The organism is Kitasatospora sp. NPDC032150 (genome assembly GCF_055579945.1).
In genome coordinates this window covers 67,580-83,720 of sequence record NZ_JBVIMH010000008.1, presented here as the reverse complement: position 1 = coordinate 83,720, position 16,141 = coordinate 67,580, and the positions used below count along the sequence as shown (strand labels likewise).

Here is a 16,141-nt window from a genome sequence, read left to right as displayed (position 1 = left end):
GCGCACGGTGGGGGCAAACCGCTTGTTCTTGTTGTTTTTTTCCGCACCCAAGCGGAGGTAGCGGGGGCCCCCGCGCTGTGGGGGGGGGGGGCTCGTCTGCCCGCCCCCCCACCGCCCCCTTCTGCAAGTACCAGCCGTAAGTGCCAGGGAGAGAAGCCAGATGAGCCGCTCCGCCCACCCCGCCGGGCCGCGCCACGGCGACGTGCTGCCCGAGGGCCACTACCAGGCACCGCCGAGTGACCTGAACGCCCTCGATCCCAAGGTCTGGTCCCGTACCGTCGCCCGCGACGGCCGGGGCGTGGTCACCGTCGGCGGGCTCGACGTCCGTTCGCTGGCGGCCGAGTTCGGTACCCCGGCGTACGTCATGGACGAGGCGGACTTCCGCGCCCGCGCCCGCGCCTGGCGGGAGGCGTTCGGGGACGGCGCGGACGTGTACTACGCGGGCAAGGCGTTCCTCTCCAAGGCGGTGGTCCGCTGGCTGTACGAGGAGGGGCTGAACCTCGACGTGTGCAGTGGCGGCGAGCTGGCCGTGGCGCTGGCCGGCGGGATGCCGGGGGAGCGGATCGCGCTGCACGGCAACAACAAGTCGGTGGGCGAGCTGGAGCAGGCCGTCAAGGCGGGGGTCGGGCACGTGGTGCTCGACTCGTACCAGGAGATCGAGCGACTGGCCGCCGTCGCCGAGCGCCACGGGATCAGGCAGCCGGTGCTGATCCGGGTCACCGTCGGCGTGGAGGCGCACACCCACGAGTTCATCGCCACCGCGCACGAGGACCAGAAGTTCGGCCTTTCGCTGGGTTTGGCAGCGCCGCGAAGCGGCTCGGTTGAGGGTGGTGGGCGACGGGCGGGCGCGGCGGCCGAGGGTGTCCGCCGGGTGCTGGCGCAGCCGAGCCTGGAGCTGCGGGGCATCCACTCGCACATCGGCTCGCAGATCTTCGACACGGCCGGTTTCGAGGTGGCCGCCCGCCGGGTGGTCGGCCTGCTGGCCGAGGTCCGCGACGAGCACGGGATCGAGCTGCCGGAGATCGACCTCGGCGGCGGCCTGGGCATCGCGTACACCAGCGAGGACGACCCGCGCGAGCCGGCCGAGATCGCCGCCGCGCTGGCCGCCATCGTCCGCCGGGAGTGCCGGGCGGCCGGACTGGAGGTGCCCCGGCTGAGCGTGGAGCCTGGCCGCGCGATCGTCGGCCCGACCGCGTTCACGCTGTACGAGGTGGGCACGGTCAAGCCGCTGGAGGGCCTGCGCACCTACGTCAGCGTGGACGGCGGGATGTCGGACAACATTCGCACCGCGCTGTACGACGCCGAGTACTCGGTCGCGCTGGTCTCGCGTGCCAGCGAGGCCGAGCCGATGTTGGTCAGGGTGGTGGGCAAGCACTGCGAGTCGGGTGACATCGTGGTGCGGGACGCCTTCCTGCCCGCCGACCTGGCGCCCGGCGACCTGCTCGCGGTGCCGGCCACCGGGGCGTACTGCCGCTCGATGGCCAGCAACTACAACCACGCACTCAAGCCTCCCGTGGTGGCCGTCGCGGACGGTTCGGCCCGGGTGATCGTCCGCCGGGAGACGGAGCAGGATCTCCTGCGGCTCGATATCGGCTGACGAAATTCTTGTCTCAGATCATGGACTCGCCGTAGATCGGTGCGGAAAGTCCCCGAGACTGGTATGGAACGAATACCGTCGGGCATCGGGAAAGGCCCGGCGGAGACCGAGCATGCAGAGCGGAGTCGGATGATGCGTACGCGCCCGCTGAAGGTGGCGTTGCTGGGCTGTGGTGTGGTGGGCTCCGAGGTGGCGCGCATCATGACGACGACGGCCGACGACCTCGCCGCGCGGATCGGCGCACCGGTCGAGCTCGCCGGTATCGCCGTCCGCCGCGCCGGTCGGGTCCGGCCCGGAGTGCCCGAGCACCTGATCACCACCGATGCCGAGGCCCTGGTGGGCCGGGGCGACATCGACGTCGTCATCGAGGTCGTCGGCGGCATCGAGCCCTCCAAGCACCTGATCCTGTCGGCCTTCGAGCAGGGCGCCTCGGTGGTCAGCGCCAACAAGGCGCTGCTCGCCAAGGACGGTGCCGAACTGCACCGGGCCGCCGCCGAGGCCGGTGTGGACCTGTACTACGAGGCCGCCGTGGCCGGCGCGATCCCGCTGATCCGCCCGCTGCGCGAGTCGCTGGCCGGCGACAAGGTCGACCGGGTGCTGGGCATCGTGAACGGCACCACCAACTTCATCCTCGACAAGATGGACTCCACCGGCGCCGGGTACTCCGAGGCGCTGGAGGAGGCCACCGCGCTCGGTTACGCCGAGGCCGACCCGACCGCCGACGTGGAGGGCTTCGACGCCGCCGCCAAGGCCGCCATCCTGGCTGGGATCGCCTTCCACACCCGGGTGACCGCCGCCGAGGTCTACCGCGAGGGGATCACCGAGGTCACCGCCGCCGACATCGCCTCGGCCAAGGCGATGGGCTGCGTGGTCAAGCTGCTGGCGATCTGCGAGCGCGCCGCCGACGGCGCCTCCGTCACCGCTCGGGTCCACCCGGCGATGATCCCGCTGAGCCACCCGCTGGCCTCGGTGCGCGAGGCGTACAACGCGGTGTTCGTCGAGGCGGAGGCAGCCGGCCGGCTGATGTTCTACGGCCCCGGCGCCGGCGGCTCGCCGACCGCCTCGGCGGTGCTCGGCGACCTGGTGGCGGTCTGCCGCAACAAGCTGAACGGCGCCACCGGCCCGGGCGACTCGGTCTACACCAGGCTGCCGGCCAAGCCGATGGGCGAGGTCGTCACCCGCTACCACGTCAGCCTGGACGTCGACGACCGCGCGGGTGTGCTCGCCCAGGTGGCTTCGGTCTTCGCCGAGCACGGCGTCTCCATCGACACCGTGCGCCAGCAGGGCCGCGACGGCGACGCCTCGCTCGTCGTGGTGACCCACCGCGCCACCGACGCCGCGCTGTCGGCGACGGTCGACAAGCTGCGCGCGCTGGACAGCGTGCGTGACGTGGCCAGCATCATGCGGGTCGAAGGGGAGTAAGTCAGAGATGAACGCAGCGACCGCCGACCGCCCGAGCGGGCGGACCGCATCCCACACCCACCAGTGGCGCGGCCTGATCGAGGAGTACCGCGACCGCCTGCCGGTGAGCGACACCACCCCCGTGGTCACCCTGCTGGAGGGCGGCACGCCGCTGGTCCCCGCCCAGGTGCTCTCCGAGCGCACCGGCTGCGAGGTCTACCTCAAGGTCGAGGGCGCCAACCCGACCGGGTCCTTCAAGGACCGCGGTATGACCATGGCCATCTCCAAGGCCAAGGAGGACGGCGCACAGGCCGTCATCTGCGCCTCCACTGGCAACACCTCGGCCTCCGCCGCGGCGTACGCGGTGCGGGCGAAGATGGTCTCGGCGGTGTTGGTGCCGCAGGGCAAGATCGCGCTCGGCAAGATGGGCCAGGCCCTGGTGCACGGCGCCAGGATCCTCCAGGTCGACGGCAACTTCGACGACTGCCTGACGCTGGCGCGCGAACTGTCCGAGAAGTACCCGGTGGCGCTGGTCAACTCGGTCAACCCGGTCCGGATCGAGGGTCAGAAGACCGCTGCCTTCGAGATCGTGGACATGCTGGGCGACGCCCCCGACATCCACGTCCTGCCGGTCGGCAACGCGGGCAACATCACCGCGTACTGGAAGGGCTACCGGGAGTACGCCGAGGACGGGATGTCCTCCCGCAAGCCACGGATGTGGGGCTTCCAGGCCGCCGGTTCGGCCCCGATCGTGGACGGCGCCCCGGTGCTGCACCCGCAGACCATCGCCACCGCGATCCGGATCGGCAACCCGGCCTCCTGGGACTACGCGCTGGCCGCCCGGGACGAGTCCGGCGGCCTCATCGACAAGGTGACCGATCGTCAGATCCTCTCCGCCTACCGGCTGTTGGCCTCCCAGGAGGGCGTCTTCGTGGAGCCCGCCTCGGCCGCCGGCGTGGCCGGCCTGCTGGCCAAGGCGGAGGCCGGGCTGGTGGACCGGGGGCAGCGGATCGTCTGCACCGTCACCGGCAACGGCCTGAAGGATCCCGACTGGGCGGTGGCCGGTGCGCCGCAGCCGCAGGTCGTCCCGGTCGACCCGGAGGCGGCGGCCCGCCACCTCGGACTGCTGGACTGACCGGCTTTGCCCCGCAGTGGGGTTGACATTATGTCAGCAGTGGGCCGGCCCTTGTGGGGCCGGCCCACTCGACGTCTCGACCTGACACCTTTTGTGTCAATTGGCCGACCCTTTTCGTCCCCTTTTCCGTGCACTTTCCGGCCAGAACGGGCAACACGGCAGATCGGGGCCTGTTGGGTGTACCACTGTGGAACCTCTCTTCGATAGTCTGGACCTGGCGGGTCGCGCCCTGACGTGACCGCCCGGCTCGCCGGGGCTCGTCGCCCGGGCCCCGCCCGGGTACCCCCACCAAGTCGGCCCGACGCGACAGGGCCACACACCGACGGCCGCACGAGGCGCCTCGCGCCCCGCGCGGCAACGCCCGAGTTTCCCCCAGGAGAGTCCGAACACATGGCTGGTCCTGCGTTCCGTGCTGCCGCCGTCCGGGTCCGAGTCCCGGCCTCCAGTGCCAATCTCGGCCCCGGATTCGACGCCTTCGGACTCGCCCTGGGGCTCTATGACGACGTCGTGGTCCGGGTCGCCGAATCCGGTCTGAGCGTGGACATCGCCGGTGAGGGCGCCGAGACGCTGCCCCGGGACGAGAACCACCTGCTGGTCCGCTCGATGCGGGCGGCCTTCGACCGGCTCGGCGGCCAGCCGCGCGGCCTCGAAGTGGTCTGCGCCAACCGGATACCGCACGGCCGCGGCCTGGGCTCCTCCTCCGCCGCGATCTGCGCAGGCATCGTCGCGGCCCGCGCCGTCACCATCGGCGGCCCGTCCGCCCTGGACGACGCGGCACTGCTGGCCCTCGCCACCGAGCTGGAGGGGCATCCCGACAACGTCGCGGCCTGTCTGCGCGGCGGGTTCACCATCGCCTGGACGGACGAGGAGCGGGCCAGCGCGATCCGCCTCGACCCGTCCGAGCAGGTCGTCCCGGTCGTCTTCGTGCCGTCCACCGAGGTGCTCACCGAGACGGCCCGCGGCCTGCTGCCCAAGACCGTCCCGCTCGCCGACGCGGCGGCCAACGCCGGGCGCTCCGCGCTGCTGGTCGAGGCCCTCACCCGACAGCCCGAACTGCTGCTCGCCGCCACTGAGGACCGGCTGCACCAGGACTACCGCGCCTCCGCGATGCCGGACAGCGCCGCCCTGGTCGCCGCCCTGCGCGCCGAGGGCGTCCCGGCCGTCATCTCCGGCGCCGGGCCGACCGTGCTCGCCCTCTCCGACGAGGCGGGCGCCGACAAGCTGGCGGAGTTCGGGGGTACGGCGTTCGCCGTCCACCGGCTCAAGCTGGACCGCGCCGGTGCCGCGGTACTGCCGCTGGACCTGTGACACGTTTCCCACGGGTGGCACGTTGAACGGCGTGAATGCGGCAATTCAATGGGCACGGGGGCGCGATTCGTGAGAGGGACACGATTCGTGGGACAGACACGATTGACGAGATCAGGGCTGGGGAATGTGTCAGGGGGTCGGTAGTGTTAACCTCATTGCTGCACCAGATGCCCTCCGGGGCGCGGTGCGCCGCGTCCCGAGCCCGCCCCGGCACTGTGGAGCAGTCCGCAGTAGCAGGAACCGGAAGTACGGGACCACGATTCTCCGGGAGCCCGCCACAGCGCGTACGCAGCCTGCCTGCGCGATTGCGGCCGCATCCCGAAGCCGTGACGGTACCTGACCCGCTTTTCCGGCCTCGTCCTTAGTGGCACGGCCGAGCGGGGCCCGTGGTACCGCCGCGCGACGGGGGCCCGGGTATCGCAGGCAGCGAGGTCGGCGGGAGATCGACCCGCAGCCCACTTCGCACCACAGTGCACCGCACATCGCAGCTCCCCGGACTGGCTCCGCCATTCGGGGGATCACCGCCTCGGACCGACGCAGTCGAGCGTTGGTCAGGACAGCACAACCGGTCGCCGAGCCAGACAGGCCGACGTCCGCTCCAGGGAAGGACCCTTAGTGAGCGACACCACCGATCTGATGGGCGCGCGCCCGGACGCTGACGCGTCGGACGCGGCCGCCGCCGCCCCCGCGGCCCCGGCGCGACGTCGCCGTACCGCCGCCGCGGGCCTGGACGGCCTGGTCCTGGCCGAGCTGCAGAAGCTCGCCTCGACCCTCGGAATCAGCGGTACCGGACGCATGCGCAAGAGCCAGCTGATCGAGGCCATCAAGGAGAAGAGCGGCGGGGACCCGCTGCTCGCCGGTGCCGCGGCCGCGCCGGCCAAGCGGACCGCCAAGGCGGCGCCCGCCGCCGCTGCTCCGGCCGCCGAGGAGGCGAAGCCCGCGCGCCGTACCAGGGCCGCCGCTGCTGCGACCGCCGAGCCGGTCGCGCAGATCGAGATCCCGGTCCAGGCCGCCGCCGAGACCGCCACCGCGCCCGCGCGCGCCGAGCGCCCCCGTCGCCGGGCCACCGCGGCCGCCGGCGCCCCGGTCGCCGAGGCCGCCGCCGAGTCGACCGCCGCCGTGGTCGCCGAGGCCAAGGCCGAGACCCGCACCGAGACCCGCACCGAGACCCGGACCGAGGGCAAGCCCGCCGAGGGGCGCGGGTACGACGGCGAGGGCCGCTCCGAGGGCCGCCGCGAGCGCCGCGAGCGCCGCGAGCGGCGGGAGGGCGTGGAGGGCGGCGAGGCCCAGGCCGCGCAGGACGGCGACGGGCGGGATTCGCGCCGCGAGCGCCGCAGCCGCCGGGACCGCCGCGAGGGCGGCCAGCAGGGCCAGCAGCAGGCCGTGCAGGAAGGCGGCCAGGGCCGTCAGCCGGCCGTCCAGCCGGCCGTCGGCGGCTTCGACGAGGACGAGTACGGCGACGGCCGCCGCGGCCGCCGGGGCCGTTACCGGGACCGCCGTGGCCGCGGCCGCCGCGAGGGCTTCGAGGGCGGCGCCGTCGAGCCGCAGATCGGCGACGACGACGTCCTGATCCCGGTCGCGGGCATCCTGGACATCCTCGACAACTACGCCTTCGTCCGGACCTCCGGCTACCTGCCGGGCCAGAACGACGTCTACGTCTCGCTGGCCCAGGTCCGCAAGCACGGTCTGCGCAAGGGCGACGCCATCACCGGCGCCGTGCGCCAGCCGCGTGACGGCGAGCGCCGGGAGAAGTTCAACGCCATGGTGCGGCTGGACTCCGTCAACGGCATGGACCCGGAGAGCGGCCGCAACCGCCCCGAGTTCGGCAAGCTGACCCCGCTGTACCCGCAGGAGCGCCTGCGGCTGGAGACCGACCCGGGCGTCCTGACCACCCGCATCATCGACCTGGTGTCGCCGATCGGTAAGGGCCAGCGCGGTCTGATCGTCGCCCCGCCGAAGACCGGCAAGACGATGATCATGCAGGCGATCGCCAACGCGATCACCCACAACAACCCCGAGTGCCACCTGATGGTCGTCCTGGTCGACGAGCGTCCGGAGGAGGTCACCGACATGCAGCGGTCGGTGAAGGGCGAGGTCATCTCCTCGACCTTCGACCGTCCGGCCGAGGACCACACCACCGTCGCCGAGCTCGCCATCGAGCGCGCCAAGCGCCTGGTGGAGCTGGGCCACGACGTGGTGATCCTGCTGGACTCGATCACCCGCCTGGGTCGCGCCTACAACCTGGCGGCGCCGGCCTCCGGCCGCATCCTGTCCGGTGGTGTCGACTCGACCGCGCTGTACCCGCCGAAGAAGTTCTTCGGCGCCGCGCGCAACATCGAGAACGGCGGCTCGCTGACCATCCTCGCCACCGCCCTGGTGGAGACCGGCTCCCGGGCCGACGAGGTGGTCTTCGAGGAGTTCAAGGGCACCGGCAACATGGAGCTCAAGCTCGACCGCAAGCTCTCGGACAAGCGCATCTTCCCGGCCGTCGACGTCGACGCGTCCTCCACCCGTAAGGAGGAGATCCTGCTGGGCAACGAGGAGCTGGCCATCACCTGGAAGCTCCGCCGGGTGCTGCACGCGCTGGACTCGCAGCAGGCGATCGAACTGCTGCTGGACAAGATGAAGCAGACCAAGAGCAACGCCGAATTCCTGATGCAGATCGCCAAGACCACGCCGGGCTCCGGCGACTGACGATCCGTCCGACCGTAAGCCCCGGACCGCTTCGCGCGGTCCGGGGCTTATGCGTTTCCAAGGGAAATTTAAGAAATCGCCTTACAATCCTCTGCTTCGCTTATGCTCGAAAAGGCGTTCAGGCCGAAATGACGTGCAGGTGGAGGAGCGGGGGCAATATGGTCGACCATCGCAGGAATGGTGGCCGGTGGCTGCGGATCACCGTGTTCACCCTGGCCGGTCTGCTCGTCCTCGGCGGCGCGGCCGCCGGATACGCGTACTGGAAGCTGAACCGCAACATCAAGGGCGTGGACATCAACGCCCAGCTCGGCACCGCCCGGCCGCCCGCGGCCACCGACGGCTCGTTCAACGTGCTGGTCCTGGGCTCGGACTCGCGCAGCGGCAGCAACGGCAACCTGGCCGGCGGGAACACCGACGGCACCGCGCGCTCGGACACCGCGATGGTGGTGCACGTCAACCAGGACCACACCGCGGCCGGTGTGGTGAGCATTCCCCGCGACACGCTGGTGCCCCGTCCCGAATGCCTCACCGCCGGCGGGAAAACCGTTCCCGCTGCGCGGAGCGTGATGTACAACTCCGCGTTCGAGACCGGTGGTCCGGCGTGTGCGGTGAAGACCACTGAGCAGCTCACCGGGATGCGGATGGACCATTTCATGGAGATCGACTTCTCCGGTTTCGCGAATTTCATAGACGCGATCGGCGGGGTGGACGTGACCACCACCGTGAACATCAAGGACAAGGACAGCGGCCTCGACCTGCCGGCCGGCGACCACCACCTGGGCGGCACCCAGGCGCTCGCCTTCGTCCGCACCCGGCACGGCGTCGGCGACGGCAGCGACCTCGGCCGGATCGAGCTGCAGAAGCAGATGGTGAAGTCGATCACGAAGCAGATCGGCGGCATCGGGCTGACCTCCGACCCGACCCGGCTCTGGTCGGTGGCCGACGGCCTCACCAGGAGCCTCACCACCGACTCCGACCTGGCCTCGGTCAACGCGCTGGTGGGCATGGCCGGCACGCTCAAGAGGATCGGCCCGAACGAGCTGACCATGGTCACCCTGCCCGTGGGCACCGCTCCCGGTGACCCGAACCGGGTGGTGCCGCAGCAGCCGCAGGCCGACCGGCTCTGGACGGCGCTCAGGGCGGACCAGCCGGTGCCACACTCGATAGTGACCACCCAGCCCGCCAACCCGGCCGATGCGAGCCCCAGCGCGAAGGCGGGCTGAGGCCCGGAATAACCGGAAGCCCAACCCGGTTTGGGAAGAAGCGGCCAGTCCTGGCAGACTGGTCCGTCGGTCCCGGTTCACGAGCAGCTCCCTGCTGCCGACCCGGTGCCCTCCCGAACACTAGGAGAACCCCTTGAAGCCCAACGTTCACCCCGAGTACGTGGTCACCAAGGTGACCTGCACCTGTGGCAACGAGTTCACCACCCGGTCCACCGAGACCAGTGGCGAGATCCGCGCCGAGGTCTGCTCGCAGTGCCACCCGTTCTACACCGGCAAGCAGAAGATCCTCGACACCGGTGGCCGCGTGGCCCGCTTCGAGGCCCGCTTCGGCAAGCAGCACAGCGCGAAGGCCTAGCGCTCACTCGGCGCCGGTCTCCGGTGCCCCCGTACTCGGCGGGGGCATGGGGACCGGCGCCGTTCGTGTCTCTCCCCCGCAGCCGTCACTCGCGCGTCACCCACGGCGGCGCGTCTCTCACGGAAGTAGGCCCATCCCATGTTCGAGGCAGTCGAAGAGCTCCTCGTCGAGCACGCCGACCTCGAGAAGAGGCTGGCCGACCCGTCCGTCCACGCCGACCAGGCCAACGCCCGCAAGCTGGCCAAGCGCTACGCCGAGCTGACCCCGATCACCCGGACCTACCTGTCCTGGAAGCAGGCCGGCGACGACATCGAGGCCGCCCGCGAATTCGCGGCGGAGGATCCGGACTTCTTCGCCGAGGTGAAGGACTCCGAGGCCCGCCGCGAGGAGCTGACCGAGGAACTGCGGCTGCTGCTCGTTCCCCGCGACCCCAACGACGACAAGGACGTCATCCTGGAGGTCAAGGCGGGCGAAGGCGGCGAGGAGTCCGCGCTGTTCGCCGGCGACCTGCTGCGGATGTACCTGCGGTACGCGGAGCGGGTCGGCTGGAAGACCGAGATCATCGACGCCAACGAGTCCGACCTCGGCGGCTACAAGGACGTCTCGGTCGCGGTGAAGACGAAGGGCGGTACCGAGCCCGGCAACGGCGTCTGGGCCCGGCTGAAGTACGAGGGCGGCGTGCACCGGGTGCAGCGGGTGCCGGCCACCGAGTCGCAGGGCCGGATCCACACCTCGGCGGCGGGTGTGCTGGTCACCCCCGAGGCCGAGGAGGTCGAGGTCGAGATCCACGCCAACGACCTGCGGATCGACGTCTATCGCTCCTCCGGTCCCGGCGGCCAGTCCGTCAACACCACCGACTCGGCGGTCCGGATCACCCACCTGCCGACCGGTATCGTGGCCTCCTGCCAGAACGAGAAGAGCCAGCTGCAGAACAAGGAGCAGGCGATGCGCATCCTGCGGTCGCGCCTGCTGGCCGCCGCGCAGGAGGAGGCCGAGCGGGAGGCCTCCGACGCCCGCCGCAGCCAGGTCCGCACGGTGGACCGCTCGGAGCGGATCCGGACGTACAACTTCCCGGAGAACCGCATCTCCGACCACCGCACGGGCTTCAAGTCGTACAACCTGGACCAGGTCCTGGACGGCGATCTCAATGCGGTGATCCAGTCCTGCGTGGACGCCGACGCGGCAGCCAAGCTGGCCGCCGCCCAGGAGAACTGAGTACCTAAGGGGTCGGTCGGATGAACCTGCTGCTCGCCGAGGTGGCCCAGGCCACCCAGCGGTTGGCCGCGGCCGGCGTGCCGTCGCCGCGCTTCGACGCGGAGGAGCTCGCGGCGTACATCCACAACGTCAAGCGCAGCCAGCTGCACACGGTCAAGGACGCCGACTTCGACGCCCGGTACTGGGAGGCGATCGCGCGCCGGGAGGCGCGCGAGCCGCTGCAGCACATCACGGGGCGGGCGTTCTTCCGCTACCTGGAGCTGGAGGTGGGCCCCGGGGTGTTCGTACCCCGGCCGGAGACCGAGACGGTCGTCGAGTGGGCCATAAACGCCGTGCGCGACATGGACGTCGCCGAACCCCTGGTGGTCGACCTGTGCACCGGCTCCGGCGCCATCGCGCTGGCGCTCGCCCAGGAGCTGCCGCGCTCCAACGTGCACGCCTTCGAGATGGACGAGAAGGCGCTGGAGTACACCCGCCGGAACATCGCCGCCAGTTCCGACCGGGCGCGCGTCACCCTGCACGCCGGGGACGCCACCCGCGCCTTCGAGGACGACCGCTCCTGGGACGGCCGCTTCGACCTGGTGATCAGCAACCCGCCGTACATCCCGCTCACCGAGTGGGAGTACGTCGCCCCCGAGGCCCGCGACCACGACCCGGAGCTGGCCCTGTTCTCCGGCGAGGACGGGTTGGACACCATCCGCGGCATCGAGCGGGTCGCGGCCCGGCTGCTGCGGCCGGGCGGCGCGGTGGTCATCGAGCACGCCGACACCCAGGGCGGCCAAGTGCCGTGGATCTTCAACGAGGAAGCCGGCTGGACGGACGCGGCCGACCACCGGGACCTGAACAACCGGCCGCGCTTCACAACCGCCCGGAGGGCGTCGTTGTGAACACCCGGCAGAGCACGACCGCCCGGAGGGCGTCGTTGTGAGCACCCGGCAGAGCACGACCGCCCGGAGGGCGTCGTCGTGAGCCGTCGAGCAGAGCACGACCGCCCGGGCGCGTCGTGGTGAACGACCGAGCAGAGCACGACGGCCCGGAGGCGTCGCCGTGATGCACGCCGTCCGGACCGACCTGAGCCATCCTGGAAGGGGACCGTACCGATGAGCCGCCGATACGACTGTGCCGATGCCGGTGACCGGGCCACGGGCCTGCGCGAGGCCGCCTCGGCGATCCGCCGCGGCGAGCTGGTGGTGCTGCCCACGGACACCCTGTACGGCATCGGTGCCGACGCCTTCAGCCCGGAGGCCGTCGGCGGGCTGCTGGCCGCCAAGGGGCGTGGCCGCAACATGCCCTCGCCGGTGCTGGTCGGCTCGCCGACCACCCTGCACGGCCTGGTCACCGACTTCTCCGAGCAGGCCTGGGAGCTGGTCGACGCGTTCTGGCCGGGCGGTCTGACCCTGGTCGCCAAGCACCAGCCCTCGCTGCGCTGGGACCTCGGCGAGACCCGGGGCACCGTCGCGGTCCGGATGCCGCTCCACCCGGTCGCCATCGAGCTGCTCAACAACACCGGTCCGCTGGCCGTCTCCAGCGCCAACAAGAGCGGCAGCCCGGCGCCCGCGACCTGCGACGACGCCTTCGCCCAGCTCGGCGAGTCGGTCGCGGTCTACCTGGACGGCGGTACGGCCGAGCACGCCACGCCCTCCACCATCGTGGACGTCACGGGCAAGGTCCCGGTCCTGCTGCGGGCGGGCGCGGTCAGCGTCGAGCAGCTGAGGGAGGTCGTCCCGGACCTGGAGGCCGGCAGTTGACAGCGGCCTCGCTGCACGGCGCCGGTCCGGCCTCCGGCATACCCGAGTACCCCGGGTACCTCACCGTCTCGCCCCGGCCGCTGGACACCTTCCGGATCCTGTTCGTCTGCACCGGCAACATCTGCCGGTCGCCGATCGCCGAGCGGCTGACCCGGCACGAGCTGGACGTCCGGCTGCGCGGGTCCGCCGCCGACCGGATCCTGGTCGAGAGCGCCGGTACCTGGGGGCACGAGGGTGCGCCGATGGAGGCCCACGCGGCGACGGTGCTGGACGAGTACGGCGCGGACAGCGCAGGCTTCGTCGGCCGTGAGCTGCTGGACGAGCACGTGGTCGAAGCCGATCTGGTACTCACCGCGACCCTGGACCACCGGGCGCAGGTCATCTCGATGGGCCACACCGCCGGGCTGCGGACCTTCACGCTGAAGGAGTTCACCCGGCTGGTGCGCCGGATCGACCCGAGCACGCTGCCGGACCCGCGGCAGGGCGCGGACGTCACCCAACGGGCCCGGGCGCTGGTCCGCTCGGCGGCCGCGCTGCGGGGGTGGCTGCTCGCCGCCTCGCCGGAGGCGGACGAGGTGCACGATCCCTACGGCGCACCGATCGGGATGTTCCGCAACTGCGGCGAGGAGATATTCGACGCCGTCGAACCCGTGGTCACCGCCCTCACCGGCGTGTCCGGACACGCGGCCTGAACCGCGGGGGTGCTCGGCGACGACGAGGCGCCCCCGACCCGGCTGATCGCCCCGGGCCGGGAGGCGCCACCGCCCCGTGCGTCGTACCGGCGCGTTGACGCACGGCGTCCCCGGGGCCGGAGCAGTGCCCCGGCCCCGGGCGGTAGCCCCGCTCCCGAGCAGTCCCCCGACCGGCTCGGGAACGGCGGGACTCATCCCCGCAGGTGCCCCAGCACCGACCGCATCGCGTGCTCCACGGCGGCGCGGGCCTCGTCGGTGTGGTCGAGCGTCTCGAACCCGTGGTGGCCGAGCGGCACGTCGATCACCTCGACATCGGCCCCGCAGTCCTTGGCGGCGGCCAGGAACTCCTCGGCCGTCGCCGCGATCTCCGGGATGTCCAGCTCCACCCGGGTCAGCACGATCGGCAGCCGGCCCGCGGAACGCACCGCGGCCGCCGGACGGAACCGGGACTCCCCGAGCCCCCAGGCCGGCATCGGCGCGAGCACGGCGTAGGTCGCCGCCACGCACCGCAGCCACGGCGGCGGCGTCGCGAGCCAGTCCGCGGACAGCAGTGCGCCGCCGGAGAAGAACCACAGGGCGATGCGTTCCCCGTCGACGCGCGGATCGGCTCGGACGAGCTCGACCGCCGCCGCGACGTCCTCGGCGGACTGCTCGTAGGAGCCGATGCTGTGGAACCGGTGCTCCACCGTCACGCCGACCGCTCCCAGACTCGCCGCGTACCGGCCGTAGCCCACGAAGGCCGGCCACTCCCGCGGCCCGGGCTGCTTGTCGGGGGGAACGGGGCCGCCGTGGACGAACACCACCGCCGGCCTGGGGCCGTCGGCGTCGGGCAGGTAGAGGTCGACGTGTTCCACCCGCTCGCGGGGACGCTCCGGTACGTCCAGCACGAAGGGCTGGTGGAGTGCGGGCCGCCCCGGTGCGGACAGCCGGTGCCCTTCGCCCGCGGCGGCCCTGAGCAGTACCTCGGCCAGCTCGTCGGGGCAGGACAGCATCGGCCAGTGCCCGGTCGCGAGTTCGAAGATGCCCACCCGGGGGTCGAGGAGCGGCTGGAAGCGCGGCTCTCCCATGCGCACCACGGTCTCGACCATGGCGATGCTCAGCCCGTTGGCGGTGCACAGGATGCCGGACGTCGGAATCCCGGAGGCCGCCCCCGACAGCCGCAGCGGCTGGGTGAACGTGCCCGGCGGCTGCGGTGCGGCAAGCTCGACCAGCCGGGCCAGCGAGTCCGCCGGGACGCCGGCGGTGCTGCCCAGGGACGGCCAGTCGTCGAGCGACGGCGGGGCGATCAGCCCGCCGTCCTCGGCCTGCCGCACCAGCCGGTCCCGGACCGCCGGGTCGGCCAGCAGGTCGAGGACCGACTCACCGTCCAGGACCAGGCCCGCGTCCAGGTAGACGATCCGGGAGATCCGCTCCGGGCGCCGGTCGGCGGCGCCCAGCACCGGGTGGATGCCGTAGTCGTGGCCGACGACGACCAGCTCCGGCGCGTCCACCTGGTCGATCAGCCGCACCAGGTCCTCGACGTGAGTCTCCAGATCCGTGTCGGGACCCGCGAGATGACGGCGGTCGCCCATGCCGGTGAGCGTCACCGGGTGCACCTCGGCCCCCGACTCCCGCAGCCGGGCGGCCACCTCCTGCCAGATCCAGCCGCCGGTGTAGCTGCCCGGCACCAGCACGAACGCAGTCATGATCGTCTCCTTGCGCGTCTCGGTCCGCACGGTCGGCCCCGGAGGGCGCCCGCGCTCCCCGGTACGGTAGGAACTCCCCCTGAGGGAGGTTCAAGCCTTGGATGCCGAAAGCACGTTGAGTATCGGAGAGCTCGCCGAGCACGCGGGCGTCACCGTCAAGACCGTCCGTTTCTACTCGGACCGAGGTCTGCTGCCCGAGGCCGGCCGCAGCACCGGGGGGCACCGCCGGTACGCCCCCGAGGCGCTCGACCGGCTCCGCCTGATCCGCTCGCTGCGCACCCTCGACCTGCCGGTTCCGGAGGTGGGCCGGGTCCTGGACCGGGAGGACGTGCTGGAGGACGTCATCGCGGGGCAGCTGAAGGAGCTCGGCTCGCAGCTGGCCGCCCTGCGCTGGCGGGAGGCCGCCCTCCACCTGCTCCGGGACTGCACCCCCGGGGAGCGCGCCGACCGGCTGCGTCTGATCGGTGCCGTGGCCACTCCGCCCAGCACGGCCGCGATGGTGCGGTTCTGGCGCCATGTGCTGCCCGCGCGGCTGCCGGACCGGCTGTTCTCCTCGATCGTCGAAGCGGCGGTTCCGCAGCCGCCCGCGGATCCGACCCCGGCCGAGGTGCTGGCCTTCGCCCGGCTGCACGCCCTCACCTCCGACGTCCGCCTGGGCCGCTGCCGGCCGGAGTCCCACCCCCACGGCAAGGACCCGGCCGTGCTCTACGACGGCCTGGCCGAGGCGTACGGGCTGGCCGCCCCGGACCTGCGGGCACAGGCGCGGCCGTACGAGGGCGAGGCGCTCGACTGCTTCGTCGCCGCCCACGCCCACTACCACCGGACGCGGGACACCCCGGCCTTCCGCAGCCGGCTCAGCGGCCTGCTGGCCCAGGCCGCGGACTCCGTCATGGACGGCTACTGGCAGCTCAGCGCCGAGCTCTCCACGTCGGCGGAGCCGACCCTCGGTGCCGCCGACGACTGGCTGCGCGCCGCCCTGGACGCCCAGGTCGTCCGGGCGGAGCTCTGACCCCTCCGGAGCGCGGGCCGGCGCGGGAATCCGCCGGACAGGCCCGGAAGGGTGCCTGCCGGCTCGCGTCGGCGGGCCG

General features: G+C 72.2%; 13 protein-coding genes. 12 read left to right on the top strand and 1 reads right to left on the bottom strand.

Annotation, left to right across the window (positions count from 1 at the left end):
- The first annotated feature begins 160 nt into the window (after nucleotides 1-160).
- From lysA to ACZ5ON_RS12165, 11 genes are all read left to right on the top strand, one after another.
- Nucleotides 161-1,597 carry a diaminopimelate decarboxylase gene (lysA, locus tag ACZ5ON_RS12215; RefSeq protein WP_465589633.1) on the top strand — a complete coding sequence of 479 codons (1,437 nt, stop codon included), beginning with the start codon at nucleotides 161-163 and terminating at the stop codon, nucleotides 1,595-1,597.
- A 129-nt stretch (nucleotides 1,598-1,726) separates the two neighbouring features.
- Nucleotides 1,727-3,019 (top strand): homoserine dehydrogenase, encoded by a 1,293-nt coding sequence (locus tag ACZ5ON_RS12210; RefSeq protein WP_344639445.1) that lies wholly within the window; start codon nucleotides 1,727-1,729, stop codon nucleotides 3,017-3,019.
- A gap of 7 nt (nucleotides 3,020-3,026) precedes the next feature.
- A complete protein-coding gene (thrC, locus tag ACZ5ON_RS12205) occupies nucleotides 3,027-4,133 on the top strand; it encodes a threonine synthase (RefSeq protein ID WP_465589629.1) in 1,107 nt (368 codons plus the stop codon).
- Nucleotides 4,134-4,523: 390 nt separating this feature from the next.
- Nucleotides 4,524-5,441, top strand: coding sequence for a homoserine kinase (gene thrB / locus ACZ5ON_RS12200; RefSeq protein WP_465589626.1), 918 nt, complete (start codon nucleotides 4,524-4,526; stop codon nucleotides 5,439-5,441).
- 615 nt (nucleotides 5,442-6,056) lie between these two features.
- A complete protein-coding gene (gene rho, locus ACZ5ON_RS12195; protein WP_465589623.1) occupies nucleotides 6,057-8,135 on the top strand; it encodes a transcription termination factor Rho in 2,079 nt (692 codons plus the stop codon).
- A 158-nt stretch (nucleotides 8,136-8,293) separates the two neighbouring features.
- A complete protein-coding gene (locus tag ACZ5ON_RS12190) occupies nucleotides 8,294-9,358 on the top strand; it encodes an LCP family protein (protein ID WP_465589620.1) in 1,065 nt (354 codons plus the stop codon).
- A gap of 133 nt (nucleotides 9,359-9,491) precedes the next feature.
- Nucleotides 9,492-9,713, top strand: a complete 222-nt coding sequence (rpmE, locus tag ACZ5ON_RS12185) for a 50S ribosomal protein L31 (protein WP_344639450.1) — start codon at nucleotides 9,492-9,494, stop codon at nucleotides 9,711-9,713.
- Between the two features lie 138 nt (nucleotides 9,714-9,851).
- Complete coding sequence (prfA, locus tag ACZ5ON_RS12180) at nucleotides 9,852-10,928, top strand: peptide chain release factor 1 (protein ID WP_344639451.1); 1,077 nt, start codon at nucleotides 9,852-9,854, stop codon at nucleotides 10,926-10,928.
- A 20-nt stretch (nucleotides 10,929-10,948) separates the two neighbouring features.
- Nucleotides 10,949-11,815 carry a peptide chain release factor N(5)-glutamine methyltransferase gene (gene prmC / locus ACZ5ON_RS12175; RefSeq protein WP_465589615.1) on the top strand — a complete coding sequence of 289 codons (867 nt, stop codon included), beginning with the start codon at nucleotides 10,949-10,951 and terminating at the stop codon, nucleotides 11,813-11,815.
- 213 nt (nucleotides 11,816-12,028) lie between these two features.
- Entirely contained in the window at nucleotides 12,029-12,676 is a 648-nt protein-coding gene (locus ACZ5ON_RS12170; protein ID WP_344639453.1) for an L-threonylcarbamoyladenylate synthase, read from the top strand.
- A gap of 38 nt (nucleotides 12,677-12,714) precedes the next feature.
- On the top strand, nucleotides 12,715-13,368 hold the full coding sequence (locus tag ACZ5ON_RS12165) for an arsenate reductase/protein-tyrosine-phosphatase family protein (RefSeq protein ID WP_465590044.1): 654 nt from the start codon (nucleotides 12,715-12,717) through the stop codon (nucleotides 13,366-13,368).
- 191 nt (nucleotides 13,369-13,559) lie between these two features.
- On the opposite strand, the gene ACZ5ON_RS12160 is transcribed toward ACZ5ON_RS12165, so the two are convergent.
- Nucleotides 13,560-15,053, bottom strand: a complete 1,494-nt coding sequence (locus ACZ5ON_RS12160; protein ID WP_465589612.1) for an alpha/beta hydrolase — start codon at nucleotides 15,051-15,053, stop codon at nucleotides 13,560-13,562.
- Nucleotides 15,054-15,150: 97 nt separating this feature from the next.
- On the opposite strand from ACZ5ON_RS12160, the gene ACZ5ON_RS12155 reads away from it, so the two are divergent.
- A complete protein-coding gene (locus tag ACZ5ON_RS12155) occupies nucleotides 15,151-16,062 on the top strand; it encodes a helix-turn-helix domain-containing protein (RefSeq protein ID WP_465589606.1) in 912 nt (303 codons plus the stop codon).
- The last annotated feature ends 79 nt before the right edge of the window (nucleotides 16,063-16,141 follow it).

Excerpts from the sequence above, each read along its gene's own strand:
- ACZ5ON_RS12170 (WP_344639453.1), top strand. The coding sequence starts at position 12,029 with ATGAGCCGCCGATACGACTGTGCCGATGCCGGTGACCGGGCCACGGGC.
- prmC (WP_465589615.1), top strand. The coding sequence starts at position 10,949 with ATGAACCTGCTGCTCGCCGAGGTGGCCCAGGCCACCCAGCGGTTGGCC.
- ACZ5ON_RS12190 (WP_465589620.1), top strand. The coding sequence starts at position 8,294 with ATGGTCGACCATCGCAGGAATGGTGGCCGGTGGCTGCGGATCACCGTG.
- ACZ5ON_RS12210 (WP_344639445.1), top strand. The coding sequence starts at position 1,727 with ATGATGCGTACGCGCCCGCTGAAGGTGGCGTTGCTGGGCTGTGGTGTG.
- lysA (WP_465589633.1), top strand. The coding sequence starts at position 161 with ATGAGCCGCTCCGCCCACCCCGCCGGGCCGCGCCACGGCGACGTGCTG.
- thrC (WP_465589629.1), top strand. The coding sequence starts at position 3,027 with ATGAACGCAGCGACCGCCGACCGCCCGAGCGGGCGGACCGCATCCCAC.
- prfA (WP_344639451.1), top strand. The coding sequence starts at position 9,852 with ATGTTCGAGGCAGTCGAAGAGCTCCTCGTCGAGCACGCCGACCTCGAG.
- thrB (WP_465589626.1), top strand. The coding sequence starts at position 4,524 with ATGGCTGGTCCTGCGTTCCGTGCTGCCGCCGTCCGGGTCCGAGTCCCG.
- ACZ5ON_RS12160 (WP_465589612.1), bottom strand. The coding sequence starts at position 15,053 with ATGACTGCGTTCGTGCTGGTGCCGGGCAGCTACACCGGCGGCTGGATC.